Origin of the sequence: Pseudomonas sp. BBP2017, assembly GCF_003024385.1 — a bacterium.
Classification (GTDB): domain Bacteria; phylum Pseudomonadota; class Gammaproteobacteria; order Pseudomonadales; family Pseudomonadaceae; genus Aquipseudomonas.
In genome coordinates this window covers 283,467-309,708 of record NZ_PVZN01000002.1, presented here as the reverse complement: position 1 = coordinate 309,708, position 26,242 = coordinate 283,467, and the positions used below count along the sequence as shown (strand labels likewise).

Annotated in this window: 22 protein-coding genes and 1 pseudogene; 3 read left to right on the top strand and 20 right to left on the bottom strand. The window is 57.6% G+C overall.

All coding sequences use genetic code 11. The features are described 5' to 3' along the window. The 11 genes and pseudogenes from C6382_RS04205 to C6382_RS04155 all read right to left on the bottom strand — a co-directional run bounded on the left by C6382_RS04205 (window position 1) and on the right by C6382_RS04155 (window position 12,601). Window positions 1–771, bottom strand: a complete 771-nt coding sequence (locus C6382_RS04205; protein ID WP_107023280.1) for a WecB/TagA/CpsF family glycosyltransferase — start codon at window positions 769–771, stop codon at window positions 1–3. Beyond that, a complete protein-coding gene (locus tag C6382_RS04200) occupies window positions 771–1,958 on the bottom strand; it encodes a glycosyltransferase family 2 protein (protein ID WP_107023279.1) in 1,188 nt (395 codons plus the stop codon). Before C6382_RS04200 ends, C6382_RS04205 begins: the two co-directional genes overlap by 1 nt. After that, window positions 1,955–3,157: a glycosyltransferase gene (locus C6382_RS04195; RefSeq protein WP_107023278.1), complete on the bottom strand. Its 1,203-nt coding sequence runs from the start codon at window positions 3,155–3,157 to the stop codon at window positions 1,955–1,957. The genes C6382_RS04200 and C6382_RS04195 overlap by 4 nt, the downstream gene beginning before the upstream one ends. Before the next feature lie 55 nt (window positions 3,158–3,212). After that, on the bottom strand, window positions 3,213–4,592 hold the full coding sequence (locus tag C6382_RS24575; RefSeq protein ID WP_371919564.1) for a glycosyltransferase family 4 protein: 1,380 nt from the start codon (window positions 4,590–4,592) through the stop codon (window positions 3,213–3,215). Window positions 4,593–5,294: 702 nt separating this feature from the next. Next, window positions 5,295–6,224: pseudogene (locus tag C6382_RS24570) on the bottom strand (DUF535 family protein); the annotation flags it as partial. A 7-nt stretch (window positions 6,225–6,231) separates the two neighbouring features. Then, window positions 6,232–7,209, bottom strand: coding sequence for a glycosyltransferase family 2 protein (locus C6382_RS04185; RefSeq protein WP_107023276.1), 978 nt, complete (start codon window positions 7,207–7,209; stop codon window positions 6,232–6,234). 60 nt (window positions 7,210–7,269) lie between these two features. Next, window positions 7,270–7,794 carry a serine O-acetyltransferase gene (locus tag C6382_RS04180; protein ID WP_107023275.1) on the bottom strand — a complete coding sequence of 175 codons (525 nt, stop codon included), beginning with the start codon at window positions 7,792–7,794 and terminating at the stop codon, window positions 7,270–7,272. A gap of 8 nt (window positions 7,795–7,802) precedes the next feature. Next, window positions 7,803–8,759 (bottom strand): glycosyltransferase family 2 protein, encoded by a 957-nt coding sequence (locus tag C6382_RS04175; protein WP_107023274.1) that lies wholly within the window; start codon window positions 8,757–8,759, stop codon window positions 7,803–7,805. Continuing rightward, window positions 8,752–9,369, bottom strand: coding sequence for an acyltransferase (locus C6382_RS04170; protein WP_107023273.1), 618 nt, complete (start codon window positions 9,367–9,369; stop codon window positions 8,752–8,754). The genes C6382_RS04175 and C6382_RS04170 overlap by 8 nt, the downstream gene beginning before the upstream one ends. Before the next feature lie 145 nt (window positions 9,370–9,514). Next, window positions 9,515–10,981, bottom strand: coding sequence for an FAD-dependent oxidoreductase (locus C6382_RS04165; RefSeq protein WP_107023272.1), 1,467 nt, complete (start codon window positions 10,979–10,981; stop codon window positions 9,515–9,517). Between the two features lie 243 nt (window positions 10,982–11,224). Then, the gene (locus C6382_RS04155) at window positions 11,225–12,601 is read right to left on the bottom strand and encodes an oligosaccharide flippase family protein (protein ID WP_107023270.1); all 1,377 of its coding nucleotides are present in this window, start codon (window positions 12,599–12,601) and stop codon (window positions 11,225–11,227) included. 95 nt (window positions 12,602–12,696) lie between these two features. Between C6382_RS04155 and C6382_RS04150 the strand changes: the two genes are divergently transcribed. The 3 genes from C6382_RS04150 to galE all read left to right on the top strand — a co-directional run bounded on the left by C6382_RS04150 (window position 12,697) and on the right by galE (window position 17,860). Continuing rightward, window positions 12,697–14,223: an O-antigen ligase family protein gene (locus tag C6382_RS04150; protein WP_107023269.1), complete on the top strand. Its 1,527-nt coding sequence runs from the start codon at window positions 12,697–12,699 to the stop codon at window positions 14,221–14,223. A gap of 5 nt (window positions 14,224–14,228) precedes the next feature. Beyond that, the gene (locus C6382_RS04145; protein ID WP_107023268.1) at window positions 14,229–16,829 is read left to right on the top strand and encodes a cellulase family glycosylhydrolase; all 2,601 of its coding nucleotides are present in this window, start codon (window positions 14,229–14,231) and stop codon (window positions 16,827–16,829) included. Between the two features lie 68 nt (window positions 16,830–16,897). Beyond that, window positions 16,898–17,860, top strand: coding sequence for a UDP-glucose 4-epimerase GalE (gene galE / locus C6382_RS04140; protein ID WP_107023267.1), 963 nt, complete (start codon window positions 16,898–16,900; stop codon window positions 17,858–17,860). Window positions 17,861–17,912: 52 nt separating this feature from the next. Here galE and C6382_RS04135 read toward each other — a convergent pair whose 3' ends face one another. The 9 genes from C6382_RS04135 to C6382_RS24000 form a co-directional block, all read right to left on the bottom strand. Beyond that, window positions 17,913–18,719, bottom strand: a complete 807-nt coding sequence (locus tag C6382_RS04135; RefSeq protein ID WP_107023266.1) for a CpsD/CapB family tyrosine-protein kinase — start codon at window positions 18,717–18,719, stop codon at window positions 17,913–17,915. 11 nt (window positions 18,720–18,730) lie between these two features. After that, window positions 18,731–20,293, bottom strand: coding sequence for a Wzz/FepE/Etk N-terminal domain-containing protein (locus C6382_RS04130; RefSeq protein ID WP_107023265.1), 1,563 nt, complete (start codon window positions 20,291–20,293; stop codon window positions 18,731–18,733). A gap of 20 nt (window positions 20,294–20,313) precedes the next feature. Continuing rightward, window positions 20,314–21,432 (bottom strand): hypothetical protein, encoded by a 1,119-nt coding sequence (locus C6382_RS04125; RefSeq protein ID WP_107023264.1) that lies wholly within the window; start codon window positions 21,430–21,432, stop codon window positions 20,314–20,316. Window positions 21,433–21,457: 25 nt separating this feature from the next. Next, entirely contained in the window at window positions 21,458–22,003 is a 546-nt protein-coding gene (locus C6382_RS04120; RefSeq protein WP_107023263.1) for a polysaccharide biosynthesis/export family protein, read from the bottom strand. Window positions 22,004–22,258: 255 nt separating this feature from the next. Next, entirely contained in the window at window positions 22,259–22,435 is a 177-nt protein-coding gene (gene eppA, locus C6382_RS24130; protein ID WP_178082739.1) for an EPS-associated small membrane protein EppA, read from the bottom strand. Window positions 22,436–22,866: 431 nt separating this feature from the next. Beyond that, window positions 22,867–23,982, bottom strand: a complete 1,116-nt coding sequence (locus C6382_RS04115) for a glycosyltransferase 61 family protein (protein ID WP_107023262.1) — start codon at window positions 23,980–23,982, stop codon at window positions 22,867–22,869. 74 nt (window positions 23,983–24,056) lie between these two features. Then, window positions 24,057–25,214, bottom strand: coding sequence for a hypothetical protein (locus C6382_RS04110; RefSeq protein ID WP_107023261.1), 1,158 nt, complete (start codon window positions 25,212–25,214; stop codon window positions 24,057–24,059). 183 nt (window positions 25,215–25,397) lie between these two features. Next, complete coding sequence (locus C6382_RS04105; protein WP_107023260.1) at window positions 25,398–25,721, bottom strand: DUF3077 domain-containing protein; 324 nt, start codon at window positions 25,719–25,721, stop codon at window positions 25,398–25,400. Next, the gene (locus C6382_RS24000) at window positions 25,721–25,882 is read right to left on the bottom strand and encodes a hypothetical protein (RefSeq protein ID WP_158262097.1); all 162 of its coding nucleotides are present in this window, start codon (window positions 25,880–25,882) and stop codon (window positions 25,721–25,723) included. Before C6382_RS24000 ends, C6382_RS04105 begins: the two co-directional genes overlap by 1 nt. Window positions 25,883–26,242 lie beyond the last annotated feature (360 nt).

The window sequence follows — 26,242 nt, the reverse complement described above, 5'->3', positions numbered from 1 at the left end:
CTAGGAAGGCCGGGGCGTGTTCTGTGACCCCCCCTCCGCAGCCCTGGTGCAGAAAAGCATCCGCAACAGGAACAGTGGATTGCCCACCACATAGCGCAAAAATAGCCGCTTTGGTTCTCTCATCAACCTGTAGACCCACTCGCACCCTAGCCTGCGTAGCCATCGTGGGGCCCGCGTTACCTTGGCGCCGAGAAAATCCAGGATCGCCCCGCCGCAGATGATCAGACAGGGCACGCCGACGGCTTTGAGCCGAGCGGCAACGGCTTCCTGCCTGGGCATGCCCATCCCCAGCACGATCAGCTCAGGCTGCGTTTGCCGGGCAAGGTTGATGTAGGTCTGCACCTGGGCAAAACCATGATGAACCGATACCACCTGCACACCGGACAGGGCTTCGCTACGCTGCGCCGCCTGACTCAGGAACGGCTCTTCAGTCCCCCAGAACGCCACCCGGCGGCCCTTGAAAGCGGCCAGCAGTTGGGGAATGAAGTCCGTGCCATTCATGTTCAACCCGGGATCCAGGCCCAGGCGACGGTACAGAATCGCCATGCCGACACCATCACGTAACAGCACATCAGCCGTCGACAAGGCCTTGAAGTACTCGGCATCGCCCGCCACCAGATTCATGGCATGCGCATTGACGAAACCAAGTACTGTCGGTGCTTGGGGTGCAGACAACGCTTGCAGCAATCCCTGCTTGTCACTTGCGCTACTGACCACCCGCAATTTGCCGATAATCGTTTTCCAGGTTTTCTGCGCGGCGCCACCTTCCATTAGCTGTCATCCCGTTTCGAGCGCACCCATTCGACCTGGCGCTTGATCAAAAACCCCAGATACAGGGGTATCTTTTTCGCCGCATAGAACGGTGCATACAGCAACACAGAAAACCCGATCAGTTCACGGCAGAACCGATTCCATGCCAACAGCACAGCGGCAACCAGCAGAGCCATCGCCCCCGTGGCGATCAACACCGGCAGCCACACACCGAACAGCAGAAATGCCAACCATGAGGCGCTGAACACAACCACCAAGGCCAAGGCCAGCAAGGCCAGCGGCGGAACCATCAGATCCACCGTCATCGCCAGCAGGTGCCAGTTGCGCCGGGTGATCGACGCGCCCAGCAACTTCGGCGCATCCCCCAGCAGCACTCCCAGATGACCACGTTCCCAGCGCGCGCGCTGAGTAGTGAGCCCTTCAGCGCTGCGTGGAAAAAAGCTGGTGACCTGTGCATCCGGACAAAACAATGGCGGCTTGCCGTTGCGGCAGAAATCCAGGCCCATTTTCAAGTCTTCGACCAGGTGACCGCTGGCCAGATCGACCAACGCCAGATCTCGCCAGCCGATCGCCATTCCCGTCCCCATCAATTGACAGGGCAAACCCACCCGCGCCCAACCGCGTGGCCGCACCAGGTTCTTGACCCGCCAGGCGAACTCGGCAACCTGCACTTTCAGCCCTGCACCGGCAGGTGCACGCATCAGATCAAGTGCCTGCACAGGCCGCCCACTACTGGCACAACTGCGCGCCAGATGGTCAATGCCCCCCTCGCTCAGCTGGCAATCGGCGTCGATGACAATCACCACCTCTGGCGCAACCCCGGCCAGATGACGCACACCAAAGTCCAGCGCATAGCCCTTGCCACGCCGTTGCTCATCCCACCGCTCCACCACCTCTGCGCCAGCCGAGCGGGCCAGCGCGGCAGTGTCGTCATTGCAGTTGTCGGCAACCACCAACAGCCGATCACCTTCCAGCAGTTGTGGGAGAATGCTGTTGAGCGTCGGCACGATGCCCGAGGATTCGTTGTGCGCGGGTACCAACACCGCCACTCGCGGCCGCGTTCCATTCACCTGTAGCATAGATCGCGCAGGCAGGCAGGCCAGCAGTACCTGCGCGAACAGCACCAACACCGGCAACAGCGTGATTAGCGCTACTGCCCCCAGCAGCCAAGCCAGTAAAGTAATCATGCAGATGCCTTAAAGTAGCCGGCCAGCCTGGCCGCTTCACTGTCGATATCGTGGCGTTGCAGCACGCGCTGATACGCCGCTTCCCCCATGCGCTGCAAGGTGTCGACCGGTTGCGCAAGGCAGTCGGCCATGGCTGCGGCCAACTCCTCCACCGCCCCGGCAGGAAACAACCAACCGTTCTCACCCTGGCGAACCAACTCGGGAATGCCCGCCACATAGGTCGTCAGCACCGGTCGGCGCAAGGCCATGGCCTCCATGATGACCACCGGCAGGCCTTCGGCGAAACTCGGCAGAACCAGGGCGCGGGCGGCAAGGATCTCATCGCGTACCTGGGCACTGCTGATCCAGCCGGTGATGCGCACCTGTGCCTGCAATTCATGCCGGATGATCAGCGCTTCGATATCGGCGCGCATTTCCCCGTCACCGGCCAGAACGATCTCGAATACCACCGACTGGGCGGCCAACAGGCGCGCAGCTTCAAGGAGCAACAGCTGGCCCTTTTGTTCACACAAACGCCCGACGCAAACCAGGCGCGGCACATTGGGGGCTATGACTGCCGGCACTTCATGAAACATGCGCTCCAGGCCGCAATGCACCACCTTGACCTTGGCCCAGTGCTCATGCGCCACCCAGCGAAACAGCTGGCTGCGCCCGTAGGAGCTGACCGCCGCGACAAATGCCGCGCGCCGGACTTTCTCACCCAGATAAAGAAACTGCGGTTTGTCGAACTCCTCCGGGCCATGCACGGTAAAACTGTAAGCGGGCCCACCGAGTGCGTTGGCCAGCATCACCACCTCGGTTGAATTGGTGCCGAAATGCGCATGCACGTGCTCAGCGCCATACGCCTGCAGCCACTGCACAACACGGCACGCTTCGGCCAGATAGGCCAGATGATAGGGCCACGGGCGATCGGCACGCAGGCCCATGCGCAGGGCCAGCCACAGGGCCGAAAAAAAATGTCGCGGGCGCGTACGCAACACGTGCAGCAACGGCACGAGCAGGCCCTTGATGCCGTCTTGCAGCACGTAGCGGGTTTTATCCCGTTCAGACAGGTCCTCGGCATCTTGCAACTCAGCGTCCCAGCCACGCAAGGCAATGCGTTGAATCTCAATGCCCTGGCGTTCCAACGCCAGAATTTCGCGGCGAATGAAGCTATGGCTGACCTTGGGATACTGATTGATGAAATAAGCAATGCGCATAGGAGCCCGACTGTTTACCCGCGTTATGAATGATCAGACCTGCCCCGCCAGCCATCTACCTCAGGCTGGCGATCACCGACGGCTGGCCTGCTGCCGATGCCTCCGACAGCGAGGCCTGTTTGAGCACGTCTTCATAGATCCCCTGAAGCTCCAGGGCCTGGTCGCTGCACAACTTGATACTGGCTTTGAAGGGGTTACGATGTTCAAGGTAGCGCTGCTGGTTCTCGAGCACATCGGACAGTGCCTGGCGCAAGTACTTTTCATCTGTGCTCAGCGGGATGATGGTGCCATTGACGCCATCGACGATATCTTCAACCGTTCCGCCCCCCTGAGTGCTGATCACCCAGACGTCACGGGCAAGCGCTTCGCGCACCGACAAACCGAAGGTTTCTTTCAACTGCGTCGGGAACAGCAGAACATCGATCCCGGAATAGAACGCGTCCATGTTGGCCTGGGCATAGCCAGGAATGAAGGTGACGGTTCCGGGAATCTTGATGCTGTCTGGTTTGAATGAACGCAAGCCAAGGTGCAGTTGGCTGTCCACCACCTTGAGCTCATAGTCTGAGCGGTTGAGCGAGGCAAAGGCACGGGCCAGCAAGGTCACACCCTTGATCGAGACATTGCCGCCGACATAGCCAAACCTGAGGGTCTTGCCCGGTTGCTTACGGTAGTTGGCCGCAGGCGCCAGGATGCCATTGTTGTTGACCCGGATCTTCGAGGCATCGAAGCCGTTGGCGATATACAGGTCCCTGGCAAACTTGCTCGGCGCCAGTAATAGGTCGGCGTTTTTCAGCATGTTTGCCAGCCACTGCTGGCGGTAATCGTTCAGGACCGGATCGTCTACGCACTTCGCGCAGACTTCAGTGGAAATCCTGGTTTGCCCGCAGTATTGCCCATGGTTATTGATCATGAACTGACGACCACAGATCCACCAGGTGTCATGCAACGTCACCACAAAAGGAATGCCCGCCTTGCGGCAACTTTCCGCCAGCTGCGCCCCGAGTCCTTGCACCGAATGCAAGTGCACAAGGTCTGGCGCAACGCTGCTGAGCATGGCCTCGAAGGTCGGGGTTGTCGCGGGGTTCTCAAAGTATTCGGAGCGCTCTTCGGGTAACCCCATGCCGATTACCGCAACCTTGTTGACCTCATACCTGAACAAGCCGTAGGGCGCTGCGTTGGCGACTGGCAACGAGGTGAAAACGAATGGCTGCAGTTGCGATGCCTGCGCCATCAACCGCGTCATCTGCTCCGCAATAATCGTGGCACCGCCATAACTTCTCGGGGCGAAGAATATGTTTGCCGACAGCACTCGCCTGGCGCGAGTCTTCGCCTGCGCAGGAAAGATCCGGCTCAGCGGCTGCCAACTCTTGCTGTCGGATTCAGCGTCCGGGGTCTGCTCGACCAGCGTCACATGCCTGGCGCCAGCCTCAGTCATTGCCAGGGCCAAGGTGGCCGTCGCAGCGATGGCCCGGTCACACGACAGCAGCGCCTGTTGATACAGCGCCACGGCCGTCAGCAGGTTTGCGATGGTGGCGGCGCTCAATGCGTTCAGATCATTGCCCTGGCGATACGCCTGCGGATCGAAAATCAACTCATCGGCGTCCCAGTAGGACGTGACCTTGAGCCGCCTGGCCTCCTCGATCAGCTGCAGTACATCGGCGAAAGCAGGCACCCGAAAGAAGATCACCGCTGAACACATCTGCAGTGCATTCAGACAAGCGCCGTGGTCACGCCAATCCACAACTCGGCATCGGTAACCGAGGCCTTCAAGCGCTTGCTGGATCTGCGCCACCCGCGGTTTGGGGCGTTGCGACAGGTCAGCCTCGCCGATCAACAGCACTTCATTGGTGAACAGATCGCTGGCCGGTACGCCAGGGTTACCCAGAGGCAGGCTTTTCTGTGCATCCGGTGCTTTCCACAGCAGACCCGGCCCCTGCTTCAACAACTCCTGCCAGACTTTTCTCAGGGTTGGATACAACCCGGCTTTCTGCACGTACGCCCGAAAGCGCTGGTCTACCCGTGGTTCGGTTACAAGGTGTCGGAGCAACGCTGCAGCCCTTGCCATCAAGGGCGAGATGGTCGATGCGCTGTGGACTTCCTGTACTGCCAGTGCGGCGCCCAAACGCTGCCGGTGCAGTTGCAGCTGCCTTTGCCCATCAGTGCCTGCCAGTGCAGTTTCGATATGGGCAAAAACATCATCCAGTAACGCCTGGCGTCTGCGGTACATCGCGCGTTTTTTCGCGGCGATGTCATCCGCCGCACGCATTGACCGGGCCAGGGGGATATTGAAGAAGTCCTCGCGAGCCGAGGGCGTTGCGCCATTTTCCAGCCAGATGACATCGTAGTTAGCCGCCAGATCCTGGGCTTTTTCAGCACCAAAATAAGGATGACGATGGTGCCTGTACGCGTCGCCGACCGCGTAAATCCTGGTAGCGCCCACCGTTCTGGCAACGCACTTGATGGCTTCGATCAGAAAACTTCTGGGCCGCAGCCCCTCAAAGTCCTTGGTCAGGTCCCGGTAGATACTCAAGGATCTTTCACTGTCTACGCCTTTGTGAATGCCCTGGACCGCGCCGATGAACAGACACAGTCCATCCGTGGTGCGAGACAAGGTGAAGGCGATTGATGCCACGCGCAAATCGCCTTGAAACACGTTCAGCACCAGCTCCCCTTCGCGCTTGAACCAGATCGGCCGATCCAAAACCAGGGTACAGGCGCTGGAGTAGCCCGACAGGTCACACAGGGTCAGACGTTCGTCACGCCCCAGCAGCAACAGCGCCGGAAATTGTTTGCTGATCGCTTCATAGTGCGAAGCCACCGCAGCAAGGCGTGCAGGGGCATTCCAGCACTTGCTGATATAAGGCCACTGCACCACGCCAATGCAATCACCCTCCAGTTTCTCAAAGCCGTCGTCGCCCAGCGCATTCGACATGCGCCGCAGAAACGAGCGCAAGTCTGACCATTCCCGGGTCATCAACAGCATCAACTTGAACTTGTTGTTCAGCGCCCGTAAAGAATATCCGGGCTGCAACGTGAGCACACTTTTCAATATCGATCGATAAATCATAGGTTTCTCACTTGTATTCGATCAATACCGCTTTGCCGGCACCGAATCTGTTCAATAGAAACTTAACCTGCCCCAGCATCTCGGGGAACTTGCCAAGCACCAGGAACACTGCCTGCAGCCAGTTTTCGCGCGCCGACCTGACACCCCGGCGTGCCAGGCGCACGGCCTGCAGCGGGTAGATCAACAACAGCAACAGCCCCCAGCCTCCCAGCCATGCACTCGCCGCAATGATCGCCAGCGGGATCGCCAACCCCCAGATCCAGATGCGCCGTGATTCTCGCTGCCAATGTCGTTCCGGTGCCGCCCCATGCAAAAAAGCACCTTCAGCAAAGGCATAGCCGCCACGCAGGCTGCGCTGCCACCACTGGCTAAATCGGGTCATGGCGGCATCATGCAGGGTCATTTCTTCGGCCAGGCGCCAGATCTTCCAGCCAGCGGCGCGCAGACGCACACACAACTCAGGCTCTTCTCCGGCAATAAGGCTGGGGCGAAATCCACACACCGCGGCAAAGGCATCAGCGCGCATCAGCGCATCACCGCCACAGGCCCTGGTCTCACCGATTGGCGTGTCCCACTCCAGATCACACAGCAAGTTGTACACCGAACGTTGCGGAAAACGCTCGCGGCGCCGACCACACACCACCGCAACCTCAGGATGCGCATCAAGGAACGCTTGCGCCTTGCTCAGCCAGCCGGCGGCAACCTCACAATCACCATCGACGAACTGCACAAGGCGCAGCCCGGGCAACAGGCGTTGCAGGCAGGCAAATCCTTCGTTGCGCGCGCGTGCGGCGGTGAAGGGCTGCGTCATATCCAGCGCCACCACCTCAACTGCGCGCTGCTGCGCCATCTGCACCGAACCGTCCACCGAACCCGAGTCGACGTAAACGACTTTGTCCGCGCCACCGTCCAGCGAAGCCAGGCAGCGCTCAAGCCGCTTGCCTTCGTTACGACCGATCACCACAACGCCAATGCCTTTGACCATAAACCTCACTCGACAGCCTTCGACGCAACCATCATTCGCCGCGACAAACAATTGGCTGACTCAGGTGTACTCCATTACTTCAGTGGGCTTTCTCATCTTTATAGTCGCTGGCACGCCAACGGCCAGTGAATTGTCCGGCACATCAATCAATACCACTGCGTTGGAGCCAATCACGACGTTGTTGCCAATGCGAATGTTGCCCAGCACCTTGGCGCCCGCGCCGATATCAACGTTATTGCCGAACACCGGCGCCGTGGGTTCATTGACATTCTTCAGGCCGACCACCACGCCGTTGCGAATCCGGCAGTCATCGCCGAACTGTGCATAACCGCTGATGACAATGCCGCCAAAATGATCGATGACAAAGTTGCGGCCGATCACCACCTCGCACGGCAACTCGATGCCTGTGATGATCTGCACCAGTTTGAACAGCACCTTGTAGACGAAGGAGAACAATTTGCGCAGCAATGCCGGACGTACGCCGTAGCGCCAGCGTCCAAAGCGATACACCAACATTACCCAGAAGCCCTGGGCCCCCCAGTCACCACCGTGTGCACGCAAGTCTGCACGTATATTTTCAAACATGAACTCACCTACCGTGTGGGTTGGCTCGCGAAGCGGGTATCGAGCAACAGCGACCAGGTGGCACGGGTATGCCGCCAGCAGGCGCTGATGGCCGCCCAGCCTCGGCCTTTCAAGAGCGCCTTGAGTGCCAGCAGCAGATCACCCAGACTCACCAGTGACATATGCAAGGCCAGCCCGGGTACGCCGTGATGTTTGCGGAAATACAAGAGCTCGCTTTCGATTTGATAGGCTGAAATCTGGCGGCTGGCCGCCTCCAGTTCGGCGACCGACCTGGAGCTTTCTCCGCCAATGTGCACGACGGTGGTATGCGGATAGAAAACCACCTTCCAGCCCGCCGCTTTGACTCGCTTACAGTGGTCCACTTCCTCGTAGTAAAGGAAATAGCGCGGGTCAAACAGGCCAACCTGATCGAGCACTTCCCGACGCACCAGATAGAAGCACCCTGGCAGCCAGTCGCACTCACGGATCGAACCATGATCCCAGCTCATCTCGTCGACCATCTTCAACCACGGGAAAAAGCGCCTCAGCCCGGTGCGGGCAACAAACACATTCAACGGCGTTGGAAAGTAGCGGCAGCTGGGTTGCAGATCACCCTCGCGCCCTACCAGACGAACGCCCAGGACACCACAATCAGGGTGGGCGTCCATGTATTCGATGGTTTTGCCCAGGGTGTCGGCGGCCACAAAGGAATCGGTGTTGAGCAGCAGCGCATACTTGCCTTGCAGGTGCTCAAGCAATTGATTGTTGGCACGACCAAAACCGACGTTTTTTTCATTGCTCAGTAACACCGCCTCAGGGCACACCTCGGCCAGGCACTCCAGCGAGTTGTCGACCGAGGCGTTGTCCACCACCAGATAGCTGGCAAGCTGCTCGCTATCGGCCTGGCGCAGCGCGTCAAACATCGGCTGCAACAAGGCGGCGGTATTGAAGTTGACCACCAGCACGTCGACAGGCTTGCTAGCCATTGTTTCCATCCCCGAAAAAGTACTGTCGCCTTGCCGCCACAAGGGTTGGCTCCAGCGCTGGGTCGAAAGCCCCATTGCGCTGTCTGACCAAGTCCATCCACGGATAAGCAACGCAGCGCTCCTCAATCCTGTTTACCAGTTCTTCGGTGGTGCAAATGACCTTTGCCGGATTGCCCCCGACCACCGTGCCGGGCGGAACATCCTTGGTAACGACAGCACCCGCGGCGACAATCGAGTCAGGCCCGATGGTCACGCGCGGCATGACAATCGCGCCATGGCCGATAAAGCAATTGTCATGGATATCGATGTAACCAACCGAGTCGAGGTGCTTTCCGTAGCGCACCTCAATCAAGGCCACCACCGCGTCATGGCCGATCAGCGTGCAATCGGACAGCCCCACATAACTGCCGATGCGCACCATCGTAGGGTCAGTGATATTGCAACCGCTGCTGATATGCACATGCTTGCCGACGGAATGAAACTTTCCCCATCGTTTTAAGTAGACGCCCCACTCGCAGGCATTGGGGTTGCACAACTTCCTGTAGATTGGGCTGCCACGCCCGGTTGAGTTGACGTAGTAGGCCATTGCGCTGCGTATCCATCCAAACATGCTGCGACCCTCGCAAGTGAAGCTATCTCGGACTGTCCCTGAGTCGAATCCGGTCTCGTTCTTGTTGGTGCTGACCGAATTGCACTCCCCACTATCAACCGCGCTGTTGCTCGTTTTTCAAACCTGTAATGCTTTACTGCTTGATTCAAACAACTTCAGGGCTCGCCGACTTCATCTTGTCTTTGAGATGATCCGCCAGCCTTAACGCAAACTGCAGAAGAGGCATCGTCGGGTTGGAGGCACCGCCCTTGGCAAAAATGCTACTGCCTGCAACATAAAGATTTTCAGTGCCAAATACCTTACAGTTTGCATCGACAACACCGGCCTCAGGTGAAGCCGCCATCCGCGTGGTACCCATATGGTGGGCATGCGGAATTATTTTCAGTGGCACGGCGGTGTCATAGACGTAATCGTTGAGCTTGACGAAACCCAACCCCATCTCGGCAAATTGCTTGGCCATTTCGCTGCCGATGCACTTGATGGTGTGCCTGTCGTCAGGGCTTACGGCCCAATTGACATTGACCTTGGCCACACCCAGTTGGTCTTTTTCGTCCAGCAGCGAGATACGACTTTGCACGTTGGGAAACTGTTCGATCATCGTGCTGATGACGCCATCGCCTGGGCAACTGAATTTGGCAATGAATTCAATTTTACTGGCGATGCCCATATCACAAGCGAGGTTTTCGAGAAAGTGTTTGACCTCGGCCGTTCGACCGTAAGTGCGCACATCCGACAGCACCGAAGTGGCTACATTACCTTTACCCGAACGGAACGCCGCGACAAAGGCATCCGTGGTGTAATACTCGCGCGGCTCGGTATCTTGTCCCTCTTCTAATATGAAGGTGCCCATATCGATATTCAGGTGCTCCATGAGACACCCGCCCACCAGACCGTTGCTGTTTGCGATCCCCGCTGCCCGCAGCGACTCGCTATTGAGTAATTGCCGGGCATTCTCGATGGCACCCGTTGCCAGGATAAAATTGCCTGCCACCAGTCGCTCTCGGTGCAGGTCGTAGTCCGACACCCGCACAGCCGCCAGGCGCCCTGAAGCCTGATCGAACTCAAGATCGACACAGTTGCAATTGATAAAGACATCGAGCCCCGGCGTCTCGTTGAGCGCCGATGCATACTTTTGTGCAAAACGCGTCGGCGGACTGAGCAGGAAGCGGTCAGCATCGAACTCGCCCCCCTTCAAACCGGTGTTGCGCGCCTGAAAACTTGCCCCTTGCGCAAGATCGACGATATCCATCGCCGCCGGCAGATAGCGCTCGATTTCCGCGTACGCGATGGGCCAACCAGGCAGGTTGCCAGGTGGCGAGATCGCAAAGTCTGAGGACTCAAACGGACGGCAGCGCCCAGCCCAGTGATTGGAAGTGCCGCCCAGATAGCGCAAGCGCGTTTCCTCAGCGTACATCTCAAGTCCCGTCGATGTGCAGGCGTAGGACGCTTGTGAGCGCGGTGAGTACTCGTGCCCTCCGCCCTCGACAAGGACTACACTCCACCCGGCCTGGGCCAGTTGCAGGGCCAGGGTGATACCGGCAGGCCCCGCACCGACGATGCAAAAATCGTAGGCATCGCGCAGTTCTTTTTGCGACTGGTAGTCCTTGATCATGTTGGCTCTTTCCGAAAATACTCAGAGGGCAACACCCAACCGTTGATGACGACAAACCCGGTCTTTTCGGCAGGTTTGCGTGCAACGCCTGCAGAGAAGCCGAACACTGCCCCGCCAACGCCCAACACCACACAACTGCCCAGAAAGCCCCTGCGACCTAATAGTGGAGTACAAAACTGAAGCTTCCCCATGATCCCAAGACCTATGCCATTTGTCGTTTTGAGAGAATTAACCGGGCACGCCTCAAAGCCAGTTGAAAAAGCGCGTTGCCAGCGCGCCGCATAACACCCCGACGGCCACAATCGGGAGCACCGCGAGCTCGCGCTTGAGGTCGAAAATGCCTAGCTTGCGGTTGACGTAGACAATCAGCACCAGGGTCGGGAAGGTATGCAAGGCCACCCCCCAGATCGCGTAATTCACCCCACCTATGGCCAGCAACAACGGTAGCAGCCCCCATAGCGAGACTAGCCGGATAATGTTGTCTATCGCCTGGTATTTCGTCAGTCCCATGGCAAGCCAGACCTGATGCGCCAAGGTGTAACGCAAGACCAGAAACGACAGCGACAATATCGCAAGGATAGTGCCTGCACCGGCATACCGCTCATCGTACATCCAGCCAATGAGCATCGGGCTTGCGCTCAGCAGCACACCGCAGGCAAACAGCGTGACCAGGTCAACCAGCAATTTGAAGCGCATGTACAGCGCCTTCAGGCGTTCGCTGTCACCCTCTCTGGCTGCTTCACTGAAGGCTGGCAGGGCCACGGCGCCGAACAACTTCATCAGGCCGGTCTGGATCGACCCGAGAATCAGCACGGCAATCGAGTACACGCCCAACTCCGCCGCGGTCATGCTGGCACCGAACCAGATGCGGTCGCCATACATGGCCAACACGCCCACTACCGACGACAGCAGTATCCAGCGTCCAAAATTGACCAGCTCGGTCAATGCCGAGCGATCCCACTGCAGGCGATTACGCGGCCCCTGCAGCGCCACGTGGCCAAGGACAGTGCTGGCCAGGGACGCCACCACGCTCGCGATCACCAGCGACCAGATCGAGCGGGTGAAATAGCCGATCACCAACATCACCACCAAACCGACGACCTGCGACGCCAGATCGATCAGCACCACGCGCTTTTGTTGGAAAATTCGCACCGCGACATCTATCTTTGTCGATTGGAAGCCGAAGATGATTGCCGACAGGCCGGTTACCGCCAGCACCAACGGCAGTTCCGGTGCGGCATAGGTGGAGCCGGCCGGCCACAGGTTGCCGAGCTGGGTAAGCCAGGCGCCGAGGGCCAGCAGCAGGGTCAGGGCAAACAGGACAAAGCCGCGGATAATCTGCACCGTCCAGGCGGTATTGAGGAACAGCGGATCGTCGCCACGTCGGCTCTGGATAATGTTCTGCCGTAAACCGACATCCGATAGCAGATGAAGGAGCACTGAAACAGTGGTGGCAATGACCATCACACCGAACATTTCCGGTACCAGCAGCCGGGCAATGATCAGATTGCCGCCCAAACGAAGGACTTGTGATAGCAGCAGCGACAACACGTTCCAGGCCCCGGCCCAGATTGCGCGTCTTTTGAGGCTCACCGGTGCTGACACATCAATCGACGGCATGAACTCAATCTCTGACTGAATGGCTAGAAGTCACTATAGTTTCAATTAGCCATGATGCTAGCCGTCATCCACCAAGGGACAGGTGCCCATCGCCAATGCCTGAACATTTTCGTGCGCTTATCGTCATTCTGTTTCTGGCTGGCATCGTTTTCATCCTTGCGCGCCGGCCAGCCACAGACCTGATTCCGTACCGCGACTTCAAGCGGCGACGCAACCTGTGGTTCGTCGTGACCCTGCTGGCTTTTCTCTCCCACAGTTTCTGGTTGTATGCCGGCGCTGCGGCAATCATTCTGACGCTCGCAGGACGACGCGAACGCAACCCCATGGCGCTGTTCTTCCTGCTGCTTTTTGCGATCCCGCCGGCGTCGGTACAGATCCCCGGTTTCGGGGTCATCAACTATCTGTTCGAACTCAACCACGTTCGCCTGCTGACACTGTCTGTGTTGCTGCCAGCTGCCCTGTACTTGAGCAAACAGAGCGATACCCTGGCCTTCGGCCGCACCTGGCCCGACAAGCTATTGGCTGCCGGCCTGGTGCTGATAAACCTGCTGTACCTGCGCGAAACCACCCTCACCGACACCTTGCGCCAGGCGTTCTATCTCTACGTCGACGTGTTCCTGCCGTATTACGTCGCCAGCCGGGCACTGAGGGAATTGAGTGATTTCAAGGACGCCCTGCTGGCCTTCGTGCTCGCTGCTTTCGTCTTGGCGCTTATCGGCGTTGCCGAGTTCACCCGCCACTGGTTGCTGTACAACGCGCTGACTGATGCCATGGGTGTGCAGTGGGGCATGTCCAACTACCTGAGCCGTGGCAACTCATTGCGCGCCAGCGCCACAACCGGACAGGCCATTGCCCTGGGTTATGTCATCAGCGTGGCGATCGGCTTTTTCCTGTTCGTGCAGGGCTATGTACGCAGTCGCTGGCAGCGTTATCTCGGCGCCCTGCTACTGTTTGCCGGACTGATAGCACCGCTGTCGCGTGGCCCGTGGATCGGTGCCGTGATCATCATTGCGGCGTTCATCGCTACCGGCAGGGGGGCGGTCAGACGCCTGACCCTGCTCGCCCTCGCAGGTGTGCTGGCAATTCCCTTGCTGACCTTGGCACCCGGCGGGGAAAAGGTCCTCGACCTGCTGCCCTTCGTGGGCAACCTGGAAAAAGAGAACATCACCTACCGCCAGCGTCTGCTCGAGAACTCGTGGATCGTTATCCAGCGCAACCCCTTGTTCGGCTCGTTCGATTATCGCAACACCCCTGAGATGCTATCGATGATTCAAGGCCAAGGCATCATCGATATCGTCAATACCTACGTGAGCCTGGCGCTGCGCACCGGCCTGGTCGGGCTGGCGCTTTTCGTGGCGTTCTTTCTCAGCGTTTTGCTGGGGATCCGCAAGGCAATGCGCGCGTTCCCCGACAAGGGCGATGAACAGCGACAACTTGGGCGGTCACTGTTGGCAACGCTGGCCGGGATACTGGTGATCATTTTTACCGTCAGCAGTATCACTGTGATCCCCGTGGTGTACTGGTCGGTAGCCGGCGTGGGCGCGGCGTATATCCATATGGTACGCAGGCTCAGCTACACCCAGAGCGCAATCGTTTCCCGTGCTGGCCTTCAACCCAGGTAATGTCAATGACTTCACTTGTTCTGCGCCCCTTCATGCGGGCTTCGGCATTCGTTTGCCTGGCCATCTTGCCGCTGGCCAGCGGGGCAAGCGACTGGACCGTCAGTGTAGAAGAGCAAAATGGACTTCCCGTCCTGACGCGCGGCGGTGGACCGGCGATGGTTTCCAGATTCGACTTCTGGGCTGCCGACTGGGGCTGGACGGGTTTTCCCACCGCGTTCAAGGTCAATGCGCCCTACCGCTATACGCTGTCGGGCCGCAACAAAAGCCTGGACTTCGATCTGCAGGCCGATATCCAGAAGCAGTCATCACAGACATTGACCTGGACCTTCGACCTCAATGCACACAGCCAGCAGTCGAACGTTGAGGGAGGCGGCATCGTTTTCCAGTTCGACCCGGAGCTGATTGCCGGGGAAATGGGTGATCCTGTTCTGCTACCCGACAATCGCGGCTGGTCCTGGGGCAAAAGCCAGGGCCGGCGCCTCGAGATGCGCTTCGAGCCGGCGTTGGCGAAGGTGTATTTCGAGCAGGGCAACCGTGCACAAGTGCGTGCGTTCTTCTACAAGGGTTCCATCCCCGCCGGTCGCCAGCAGTTCAAAGCGGTGTTGAACCTGACCGGTGACATTGCCCTGGGACAGACCCCGAGTGAACGTTTCGGCCTGGCAGCCCCCGCCACATGGCCAGACGGCCAGCTCGACTGGAGAACCTCGCCGGTCGATCTGTCATTTCTCAATGCACCAGAGAAACCGGCCGGCAAGCGCGGCTTCGTCAAAGCTTCCGGCGAGCAGTTGCTGTTTGCCGATAACACCCCGGCGCGTTTCTGGGGCACCAACGTGTCGGCGTATGCGATCTTCAATACATCCGACGAGGAGATCAAACAGCAGGCCAAACGCCTGTCGGCACTGGGCTTCAATCTCGTACGCCTGCACCACCATGACTCGCCATGGGTCAGCCCGAACATGTTTGGCAAGGCTGACGCCATCCAGGATAGCCAACAGCTGAGCGCAGCATCGCTGAAGAAAATCGACTTGTGGATCAAGTGCCTCAAAGACGAAGGCATTTATGTATGGCTCGACATGCACGTGGAGCGCGCCCTCACTGCCAACGACAACATCTATGGCTTCCAGGAACTGCCAAAAGACGAGAGAGGAAGAGCCGGCCTCAAAGGCTATGTCTATGTGAACATCACGCTCCAGCAAGCGATGAAGCGCTTTACCGAGGATTACCTGTCCCATGTAAACGCTTTCACCGGCCTTGCCTATAAAGACGATCCGGCGATAGCCGCAGTATTGATCACCAACGAAAACGACATCACCCAGCACTTTGGCAATGTCCTGATGCCGGACAAAGATGTCCCCAAGCACAGTGGACTCTACATGGGCGAGGCCAGGGCCTTTGCCAACCGCCACAACTTGTCGGCCGGCCAAACCTGGCGCGCCTGGGAGTATGGCCCGTCGAAACTGTTTCTCAACGATCTGGAGCGGCGCTTTAACGTCGATATGATCGAACACCTGCGCAGTATCGGGGTGAAGGTACCCATCGCCACCACCAGCACCTGGGGTGGCAATGGTCTGAGCGCCTTGCCAGCCCTCACTGCAGGCGACGTGATCGACGCGCACAGCTACGGCGGCGCCGGACAGCTGGAGAAGAACCCGCTGACCAGCGACAGCATGATCAACTGGCTTGCCGCGGGCCAGGTTGTGGGTAAGCCGCTGACGGTCACCGAATGGAACACAGAACCCTTCCCCACCCCCGACCGCCATTCTCTGCCGCTATATATTGCCGCTACCGCCAGCCACCAGGGTTGGGATGCGCTGATGCAATATGCCTACAGCCAGCAAGCATTCGACGCCGGGTGGATAAGGTCGGGCAACTGGAACGCCTACAACGACCCGGCGATGATCGCCACCCTCCCCGCTGCGGCCTTGCTGTACCGTCGCGCAGACGTACACGAAGCAACAACCCGCTATGTCTTCGCACCAACACCTGACACCCTGTTCAACCAGCCCATCACCGCGAACAACTCGGTGCTGCTGCGTACCGCCATCGAGAAAGGCAAGCTGCAAATCGCCATGCCCGAAACAGCGGAGCTGCCATGGCTACAGCCAGGCACCATCGCCCCGCAAGCGCAGGTGTTGCATGACCCTGGCCAGTCGCTACTGGACGTCGGCGCCAGGGAGTCATCCAGCGACACCGGTGAACTCAAGCGCAACTGGCAACAAGGCCTCTACACCATCGACACACCGCTGACACAAGCCACCACCGGCTGGCTTGGTGGCAAGTCGATCAGCCTCGCAGAGGTTCAGGTACAGGTGAAAAATGCCTACGCCAGTGTCGTGGTCCAAAGCCTTGATGCAAAGCCGCTCAGCCAATCGCGGGAGCTGCTGATTTCGTTGGGCACCCGGGCGATCCCGAAAGCCGATGACATGACGCCTTTTCATGTCGAACCTCTCGAAGGCAGCTTGAGCATCAAAGCACCTGCGGGCTTGAAACTGTTCGGCTACCAGGCACGTGGGCCAATGAAGGAGCTTGTCGCGACCTATCAGGATGGGCGTTACCTGATCACCTTCGACGCTCAGCAAATGTCCAACTGGCTGTTCTTGAAATAGGCCAGTTCGCCTTCTACAGTCACAAGTGACTGCACCGCTCGCGCACCAACAGATGCCAGGAGGTTTGGATGAAGTTTTTGGTTGTCGGCGGCGCAGGCTATATCGGCTCGCACATGGTCAAGCACCTTTCAGGCGCCGGTCATGAAGTGCTGGTCGCCGATAACGCCCCCACTCGACGCAATGTCAGATGGGTCGAACTGGACATCGCTGACGGCCGAGCCCTGGATACCCTGTTCGCCGAATATAAGTTTGATGCAGTACTGCACTTCGCCTCCTTTATAGAGGTGAGCGAGTCTGTCACTGACCCTGCCAAGTACTACCAGAATAATGTGGCGGCAACGCTGACACTGCTGCAGGCGATGGTACGCGCAGGTATCAACCTCCTGATTTTTTCCTCAAGCGCCGCCGTCTATGGCAACCCGCAGTATGTCCCGATCGACGAAGATCATCCCAAGGCGGCGATCAATCCCTATGGACGCAGCAAGTGGATGGTGGAACAGATACTCGAGGACTTCGACCGCGCCTATGGGCTGAAATCAGTCTGCTTACGCTACTTCAATGCCGCCGGAGCAGACCCTGAGGGAGCGTTGGGCGAATGCCATTTACCGGAAACCCACCTGCTGCCTTTGATCCTCCAGGCCGCTGCCGGACGACGCAAAGATATCACTGTCTTTGGTCGTGATTACGACACCCCCGACGGCACCTGTATTCGTGACTATGTCCACGTCAGCGATCTGGTTTCAGCCCACTCGCTGGCCGTAGACTATCTATTGAAGGGTGGCGAAAGCAGCGCGTTCAACCTTGGCAATGGCCTGGGTTTTTCAGTGCAGCAAGTGATAGATACAGCCTGCACCGTGACCGGTCGCCAGATCATCACCAACGAAGCCTCGCGCCGCGCCGGGGATCCGCCCCGGCTGGTGGCGGATGCCAGCAAAGCCAGCGCCGTACTGGGCTGGCAGCCGCAATTTGCATCGCTCGAACAGATCGTCAGTCATGCCTGGCACTGGGAACTGCAATACCCCTGGTACTGATACCTGCCTTATACCCCCCGGTGGGAGCGGGCTTAGCTTTTACCCACCCTACCTAATAGTAAGTACGCGGTTGCGGCCCCGCCTTGTTCAATACCGTACCGATCAGATTGGCCGTCGCCAGATGGTACATACAGTCTTCGATCTCTTTCTTGTTGTTCGAACCGTTAGCCACCACCAACAGCACACAGTCGAACTTGGGCAATACGTTGATTGCGTCGTCGGAACTCAACAAAGGTGGCAAGTCGAAAATGCAGATACGCGAATCGTAGCGCTCGCGCAGCTCGCCAATCAGATTGCTCACCTTCGGAGACGACAGCATCTCGGTGGAGAGCGGAATGGGCTCGCGTGTCGGCAGCACCACAAAACGCGGCAATGTCGGGTTGACCATGACTTCTTCCAGCCCGGCCTTATTGGAGAGCAGCTCATTGAGCGACTTTTCCATCGACAGTCCCAGACTTGCCCCGACCCTGGGGCGGCGCAAGTCAAAATCCACCAGCAACGCCGTCTTGGTGGTGTGATGGGCAATACTCATTGCCAGATTGATTGCCAGTACCGTCTTGCCCGCTTCAGGTGTCGGTGAGGTAATAGCGAGCGTGCGCCAGCCATTTTCTTCCATGCTCTGCAGCACCTGCGTGCGCAGCAGGTCGAACGACGAACTCAGGTTCGAGTTCTTGTTGTAAGCCACAATCCGATTGCGTTCCAGGTGCTCTGCGCGCAACGGCACGACCCTGGTTTGCACATAATCGAACTGGCCTGGCACTTCCGCTTGCCCGGCCGGCGGCAAAACGTCCGCTGCCTGCGAGGCATCCGCGGTGACCGGATGAATATTCTTTCCAAAAACCGAGGTGATCCTGTCCATCACTGCTTTCCCTATTCAAATCTAGCCATAGCTTTAAATAGCAGAAGATCCAAAGGCATGTAGAACACGTGCACCAGCACCATCAGAATAGCAACCAGCACTAGCCCAGCGAGGAGCAGCAGCTTTCGCCACTTCTTGCGCTGCGCCAGGTCGGCCTGCGTGGAAATATAAGGAATGGCCACCAACACGCGCCGACCCACCACACTCTCCAGCGCTCCTACACCGCGCACGCGCTGATTCAACATTTCCAGCAGCATCACCAACGCAGCACCACCGGCCGGCGCCAGCACCAGCCCCAACGCAGCAATTTTCTTGCGGTTCGGTTTTACCGGTTTCTCCGGCATCAATGGCGGTTCCAGCAGCACAAAGCGTTCGGCTTTGTTCTCCTGTTCCAGGCTTTCGGTAATCTTCGCCCCCATTTCCTTGGCACGGATTTCCTCGTACTTCTTGCGAGCGTTGTCGTGATCACGCATCAAGGTGACCAGGCCACGCTCGACTTGCGGTGCTTCAAGAATTTCCGCCTCATAGCCCTCCATCTTCTTCACCAGTTCGCGCTTTTGCTCGGCCAATGAAGCAATGCGTTCCTGGGCAGCACCAATCCGGGTCCTGACCCGGGCAACATCCAGGCTCACCGTAGAAGCCGGAGCGCCACGCACGCCGGAGGCTTCAAGCGCCCGAATCTTGCGTTTGACGGCAACCACATCCGGGTGCGCGTCGGTGTATTTGCTCAGCAGCCTGGTGTACTCCGCCTTGAGGCTGGGCAAGTCCTGAGGTTGATCAGCTGCGGATTTTGCACCTTCTGCCTTGGTGGTCAATCCGGCATTGGCGGCAGACAACTCCAGCTCAAGATAGCGCAGCTCTTCCTGCGCAGCTTTGTAGTCGCGATCGACTTCCCTGAACTCGAGCTCCGAACGTGACAACATCCCCATGCGCAACGCCTGATGCTCGGGCAAGGCGTTGGCATGGCTTTGCTTGAAGTCGGCCAACTGGTTCTCCAGGCTGGCCAGCTCGGCGCCCAGCTTGTTCGCTTCCTGAGTCAGGAACACGGTTGTTTCACTGGCACGCTCGGTGCGCTGCTTGATGTTTTCATTGAGAAACAGCGTGACCAGTTCGTTGGCAACCTCTTTGGCAACCTCCGGGCGCTTGTGCTCAAACGACACGTTGAACGCAACCGTCGCCTCTCCACGTCCTTTGATGAACGTACTGAGCGTGGCCACCACAATTGAGTTGCGCATCAGGTCGATCTTGTCGAACTCGCTGAAGCGCCCGCCCTTGTCGGCAAACAGGTTGTACTTGTCGATGATCCGCAGCAGGTTCTCGCGGGTCATTACCCGCTGGCGGATGACTTCGATACGCTCATCGGCATAACTGTTGTTGTTCGCCGAAACCAGCTCCGGGGAAATCTGCTGCGATTCCACCAGAATGGTACCGGTCGACTGATAGATCGGCGGGACAGTAACCGCAACCACAGCGGTCACCGCAAGAATGACCACGATACTCACCCCCAACAGCAGGGCCCGGTCCTTGATAATGGCTATGTAATCGTTGAGGGACAGCTCGTATTCAGATTTCATAGGGGCCACTCTGCCGAAGTTCAGAGGTCAGGAAATCTATAGGTCAGGGTCATACCAATGATCGTGCCTACAGCATCTGGCAAACCGTCTTGCTGGCGTTCCTTGTACATCAACAATAGGCGCAGATCGCAAAAAGGCGAAAGTTCTCGACTCGCCCAGGCGCCATAAGTCTGCAACGTGTTCGGCGTTTGCCCTTTACTGTCCTGCCAGGACGCATCAAGGCCCACGCGGCTGGTCTCGTTAACCGCGTAGCTCCAGCCACCGCGCACCGAGTCGATCTCGGTGAAACCACCCTCGGCGCTGGCGACAGTGCTGCGTTCGGCATCGAGACTCAGACCGGTTCGCTCCCCCGTGTAGTAAAGCGAAAACCCGCCTTCCCCGCGGCGACCACCATCATCACCGGAGACTTCATTGACGCCCAGGTGCACATCGCCCTGCAGACGCTCGGAGAACTGGTACTTCAACCCGACTATCGGGCTGTAGCTATTCGAGGCGCTCGCCAGGGTTTCATCCTCCGGCTCATAGCGCTTGGCACCAATGCCGGTGTACAGATCGGTACGCTCACTCCAGGCGTAGGTCCAGGTCAGAACAGTCGCAAGCTCTTCATAATCGGTGAGCGTATCGATGTCGTAGCTGGCGCTGGAATACTTGGTTTCGTTGGACAACGTGCTGCGCTCAGTCAGCGCGCGATTCCAGTTCCCTGTCAGCACGTACAGCTTCTGCGTGCCATCGGTGGTGGTGACCACACCGGTATCCTGAACAGCAGAAGACAGTGTCGAACTTTCATTGTATTGCGCCGACAGACCATAGCCGCCCGTTTCGGTCTCTCGCTGCCAACCCAGATTCACGTTGGGGTCCTCACGGTTATCGACGACATCCGTGTCAGACGAGCGCAACACCCGCACCCCGAGACCCAAGCGCAACTGGTCGCGATCGAAGGTGCCGACGAGGCTGTAGTCGGGGGCGATGATCGTACGCGTCACACCCTCCTCCCCAGACGTCAAGAGCAACGGGTTGCTGTCGTATTCGACAGTTGTCGGCAATGCTGCCGAGGACTGCCAGGTGGAGGCTTGGACCATGCCCGGAAACGGCAGGATCAGGAACGCTGTGGCAACGCCGGTTATTCGCAATAGAGGCACAGTAATTCTTATTAGGTCGGGCAAGTTAAGGTACGACCAGCGTATCGCCGGCCTGGAGCTGGATATTGGTAGACATATCGCGCCCAGAAATCAAATCTTTATAGTTCACGGGCAATATTTGTTGGCCACGGACCACCTTGATGGCGCTTTCGTCGGCGAATTTATCCAGACCGCCTGACATGCTCAGTGCCTGTAGCACCGCCGTGGGGCCTGCCATCTGCACCGGACCGGGCTTGGCCACTTTGCCCTGAACATAGAGAAGATTGCCGGCAGCGTTTTTGACGACAACACTGACAGTCGGATCGGGGATGAATTTTTCAAGTTTGGCAGCGACTTTCTGTTCGACAGCGGTGGCATCGAGCCCCGCCACATCAACGCGCCCTGCCAAGGGGAAGGTGATACTGCCATCGGGAAGTACGTTGACCTCCCCTTGCAGCTTTTCATCTCCCCAGACGGAAATAGACACTACGTCGCCGGGATTGAGCAGGTAAGGAGAGTTTTTATCGATAGCATTGCCAGCACCAGACCAGACCACCAGCACGCAGAGCACAGAAGTCATCAAACGTAGCATGAGGATCCCTCCGGCCAAGCGGCCAAATGAGCACTAATTGAGAACAGCACACAAACTCTCGCTCTCTCGCAGCCCTACAACCCGCTGCGCTGGCTTCGATCATCCCCGAAGCCCGTACCGCGTCCTTCGTTCAGCGCGCCCGAAGGCGACAGTCCAATGGAATATAGCAATGGTTTGAGAATAAACAAGCCGTTAGCGAATCAGGCGACACTGTATTAATACAATAGTATTAATCGTGGCACTCAATAACTTCGCTTACACTTTTCGTCTGTTGGCGACCGCAATAAAGCCAATCACTGCAAACGCAAAAAGCCAGCCCGCCGTGCCAATGGGCACGACACTAGTTTTATTCACATAAGAATCAGCAGCCCCCGCCGCACCGCTCATAAGCGCCAACAGAAAAATCGACTTGATCAACAGTGTCGAGCGCATAATCCCCTCCAGAAAGGCCTGGTATAAAAAAGAAACCAACAACGTGCGGCGGGTGAAAGATTCTTGCGTTGTTGAATTGAGCTTATGAGCACAATGACACTACGTCAACGATCCGACACCATAATAAATCTCAATGGGAAGCGTCGCATCGCGTCAAAATGTCGTCAGCGGATTTATTTAGTACCGATCTTATTCGACCAAGCGCTCTAGACCGCAATTCTTCCGGGAATGCGGAGCATATCCGGTCTGTTGAAGGTCGAAAAAATCAACCGTCGCATCCCCAAAAATTCGTTTGATGAAGGCGACAGGCAACCGGCACCAGCACGAACCTGGCACCGAAAAAGAGATACGTGTTTCAACGCTGAAAAATTAAATACGAATATCTCTGCTTCGCAACTATACGAATTGCATCGGGACTCAAGCATGCACCGCTATGTCGGAAACAGATCCAGCGTGCGCTCAACCTCTCCAATATCGATTTTGAAGCCATCGCCTTCCGGCGTTCCGACCACAAAGCCGAAATGCTGATTGTCGCGATCAGTGAGGAACTTGTAGTAGCTAACAAAACGGTTCGGTGGCTGCAGTACCAACAACGATCCACCCGGCTGCAGTACATTGACCCCATGTACCAATTGGCTTCCCTCAACCCCCATCACTACTTTCGCCCCGGCACAGGTTGCGACGATGGTCGGAACATCCGTTCTCAACGGGTCGAGAATGCGAAACCCCCGGGTTTTGTGCAAGTGCTCAGCGAGCGCGATTTCATTGCGCAACAAACGCAAGTCTCCGTCCCCGCCGCGAAGAATGAAGACGCCAGGGTGAGCGGCATAGCTCACGTGCGAGAGCAATTTCTCCCCCATCGCACGGTAGCGCAAATGCCGGCTGCGGTTATTGCTCAAATCATCGAACAGCACCAGCTCACGAAAAAACGCACTGTGTAAGCGAACCGGCTTCATGCCAAGCCAGTGCTCATAGGCAGGAGCCTGGGAAAAGAGTGGGAACCTGGCGGAGGGCGCGGTGGTCACCGGCACCCCTTCGTTGCAGGCGAGGGCATAGGTCACGCAGTCTTCCATCAACCATGTACCAAACCAGGTATTGCCATTTTGCGTGCAGTAAGCGGCCCCACGCTGGATCTCGGTGTCCACGACTATTCGTGGGAACTTAGTGGGGTTCAGCGACAACCACAGACTTGCGTTGCCCTTGTACAGAGCCCCATCAATCAGCCAGACATCCTTTATCAAGTGGCCACGTGTCGGGCCATGGTCCATCCTCAGGCGCCCGTGCATGGTACGGGCAGGATGCTCGAAAGGAAAAAAACGCGCCTCCCATGCGCTGACACGCTCCAACTGATCGGGTAGAAAAAAAGCCGGTGGCGAAACCGTCGTTTCACCTGGGGCAATATCCCAGCTTTTCGCCGCTACATTTTTCAGGTTGATTTCTGCTCTGCCTGCAAACAGTTTTCTCGCCATGAATTTATAGGCGGAAAGTGAGATTCTTTTTTGTTTTCCAGCGCTCGACGCACTGAAATTCGAAAGATTACTTTCCATGAAGATTACTCCCCTCAGGGCACGGTCAATCGACAGGCGCACAGCGCCCGCGATGACCTCACCCTGAATATTGCTTAGTTGGAAGGAATCCGTTCCATCATTGGCGGTGACTGTAAGTTGGCGTAACGACTACGCAACGTTTCCACAAACAGTTCACCCGAACTTTTGCCACCGTAGAGGTAAATTTTGTGCAACCCGCCAAACACCATCTCATGATAACGATCGGCAACTTCGTCATCGCTCGCACCGTCCGGCAAACCCAGATGGAGCGTCAACTTGTCACCTTCAACAGCAAATAGCGGCGTGTCCCACAAGAACCTGGCCGTGCCTGTCTTTGGTAACCGCACAAACATGTAAGCGTGATTACCCAACGAATCGATATCGCCGCCGCGCCGCCGTTTCCACTTCAACAGCCCGTCATCTGGCCGTGCCAGACAAAGGCCTATATCGTAATAATCAAAACCATTTTCCACGGCCCACTCAAGGGCCATGTAAGTGTTGATCGAGTTGGCTTCTTTGAGTTTTTTCGCATCGGAAAATACCGCTTCGCAATAGCCGAAACGCAGCGTACTCCAGTAGCGTTTTGTGCCCCGCGTGATTTCGCAGCCAAGGTGACAGCCAATCACCTCATCTCCCTGCATGATCAGGTCGAGCCGGCCGACGGTCTTGGCCAGGCGAAACACCGTCTCGGTGGAAAACTGTGCAGCATGCTCACCTTGCCTGGCCGTGGCATAGGCTCGCAGCAGGTGCTTGTCGGCCATCGCAATTTCTTCATCCGACTGTGCCTGTTTCATCCAGTACAACGGCCGGTGCTTGCGAATGCTTCGACGCAGCTCGCTGTCATAGCGGGCGGTGATCTCTTCCAGGGAACGCCCCAGCAGCGGTACCACAGCACTCAGATAGTGAGGGACACTCAACGCCCCGGAGGTCGGCATTTCACTGACCACCACCACATGACTCGATTCGGCCGGTATCGCCTGATCTTGCGCCACAGGTGAATCCCTCAGCGACTTCCCGCCGATGAGCACCTTGGCCACATCCCGGTACTGCTTCCTGCCGACATACAGAATTTCGAATGGGCTTTCCTGCTGCAGCCTGAACCTGGTGATCTCCCAGCGCCAGAAACACGCCCGCCCGAGGATATCGTGCAACTTGTTTAACGCAGTTCTAATCTCATAACGCCTTGCCGGTGATACATGCTTTCGGACAACTGCCACCCATTTCGCTTTCATTTCTTCGTCCTGTGATGTTGTTGCCTGGTGGCAGATCAGTAAAGCATCAAGTAGCGCCCAAATAGATATTCTTAAACGGCATGAAGCCCATAATTAACGATGCGATATATTCACATTCAGTAACAATTAAAGATGCTAGGTAGTGACTTTGCAAGGGGAATACCGAGGAGCTGCGCATGTATTTTATGGCGCCAATTTTCCCTCGGAAAACGCCGCCTCCGTCGTCATAACGTGGGCCACATCCTCAACCAGCGCCTTGGCCATTCCGCTCAGGTAATGTGCCGCCCACACTAGCGTGTCGTCCTGTTCGACCGCGGCTTGCAAGGTGAGCTTGTGGACGCAACTCATCATCACAGCGGACTGTTCCAGTACATAGTCCAGATCATGCCCTGCAATCGTGCGGAACAAACGGTCTTCGACCCGCCCACCGATGCCTTCGCCGAAACTACCGGCACCGCAGGTTTTGAGCGGCCCGTATTTGTCTTTCGAATGCTTACTGTCAGTCATCACCACGTCCTCATCATCTGCCCGGGCGGTTGCGGATGCAGCAATACTGTCTGCTGGGCCACGGTCAGCGCGCAGACGAGATACTCCGAGACCTGAACAAAGAGGTCTTCGAGGGAATGATCATGGGGATGGAGGGGTGGATCGGGGACGATCTTGAGCATATACACCTCGGAAGTCAGTGAAACTGCTACAGACCTGCTGTCAAACAGGAGGGTGGCAGCTGTACGCGGGTTGACAGACCGAGGACTCCCGAACTCGGCGCACACGAGGTGCCCCACGTACAACCGCCATGAAGCGTGCACGTGTCGGGAGAAGTTTGTCAGCCTGTCAAAGCCGGTCGTTGAGTGCCAACGACCGGCAGAGACTAGGCTGCACTCCAGAGCAGCGCAACGGCTCAAAGGCGCCGCAAGTATCTTTGGGAAATGGACTACAAGGAAGAGGGATAATCTGAAAAGGTGCTGGATAAATCATTCGCCCTCGATCGCGGGGCAAGCCTGCTCCCACAGGCTAATAGTTGTCAT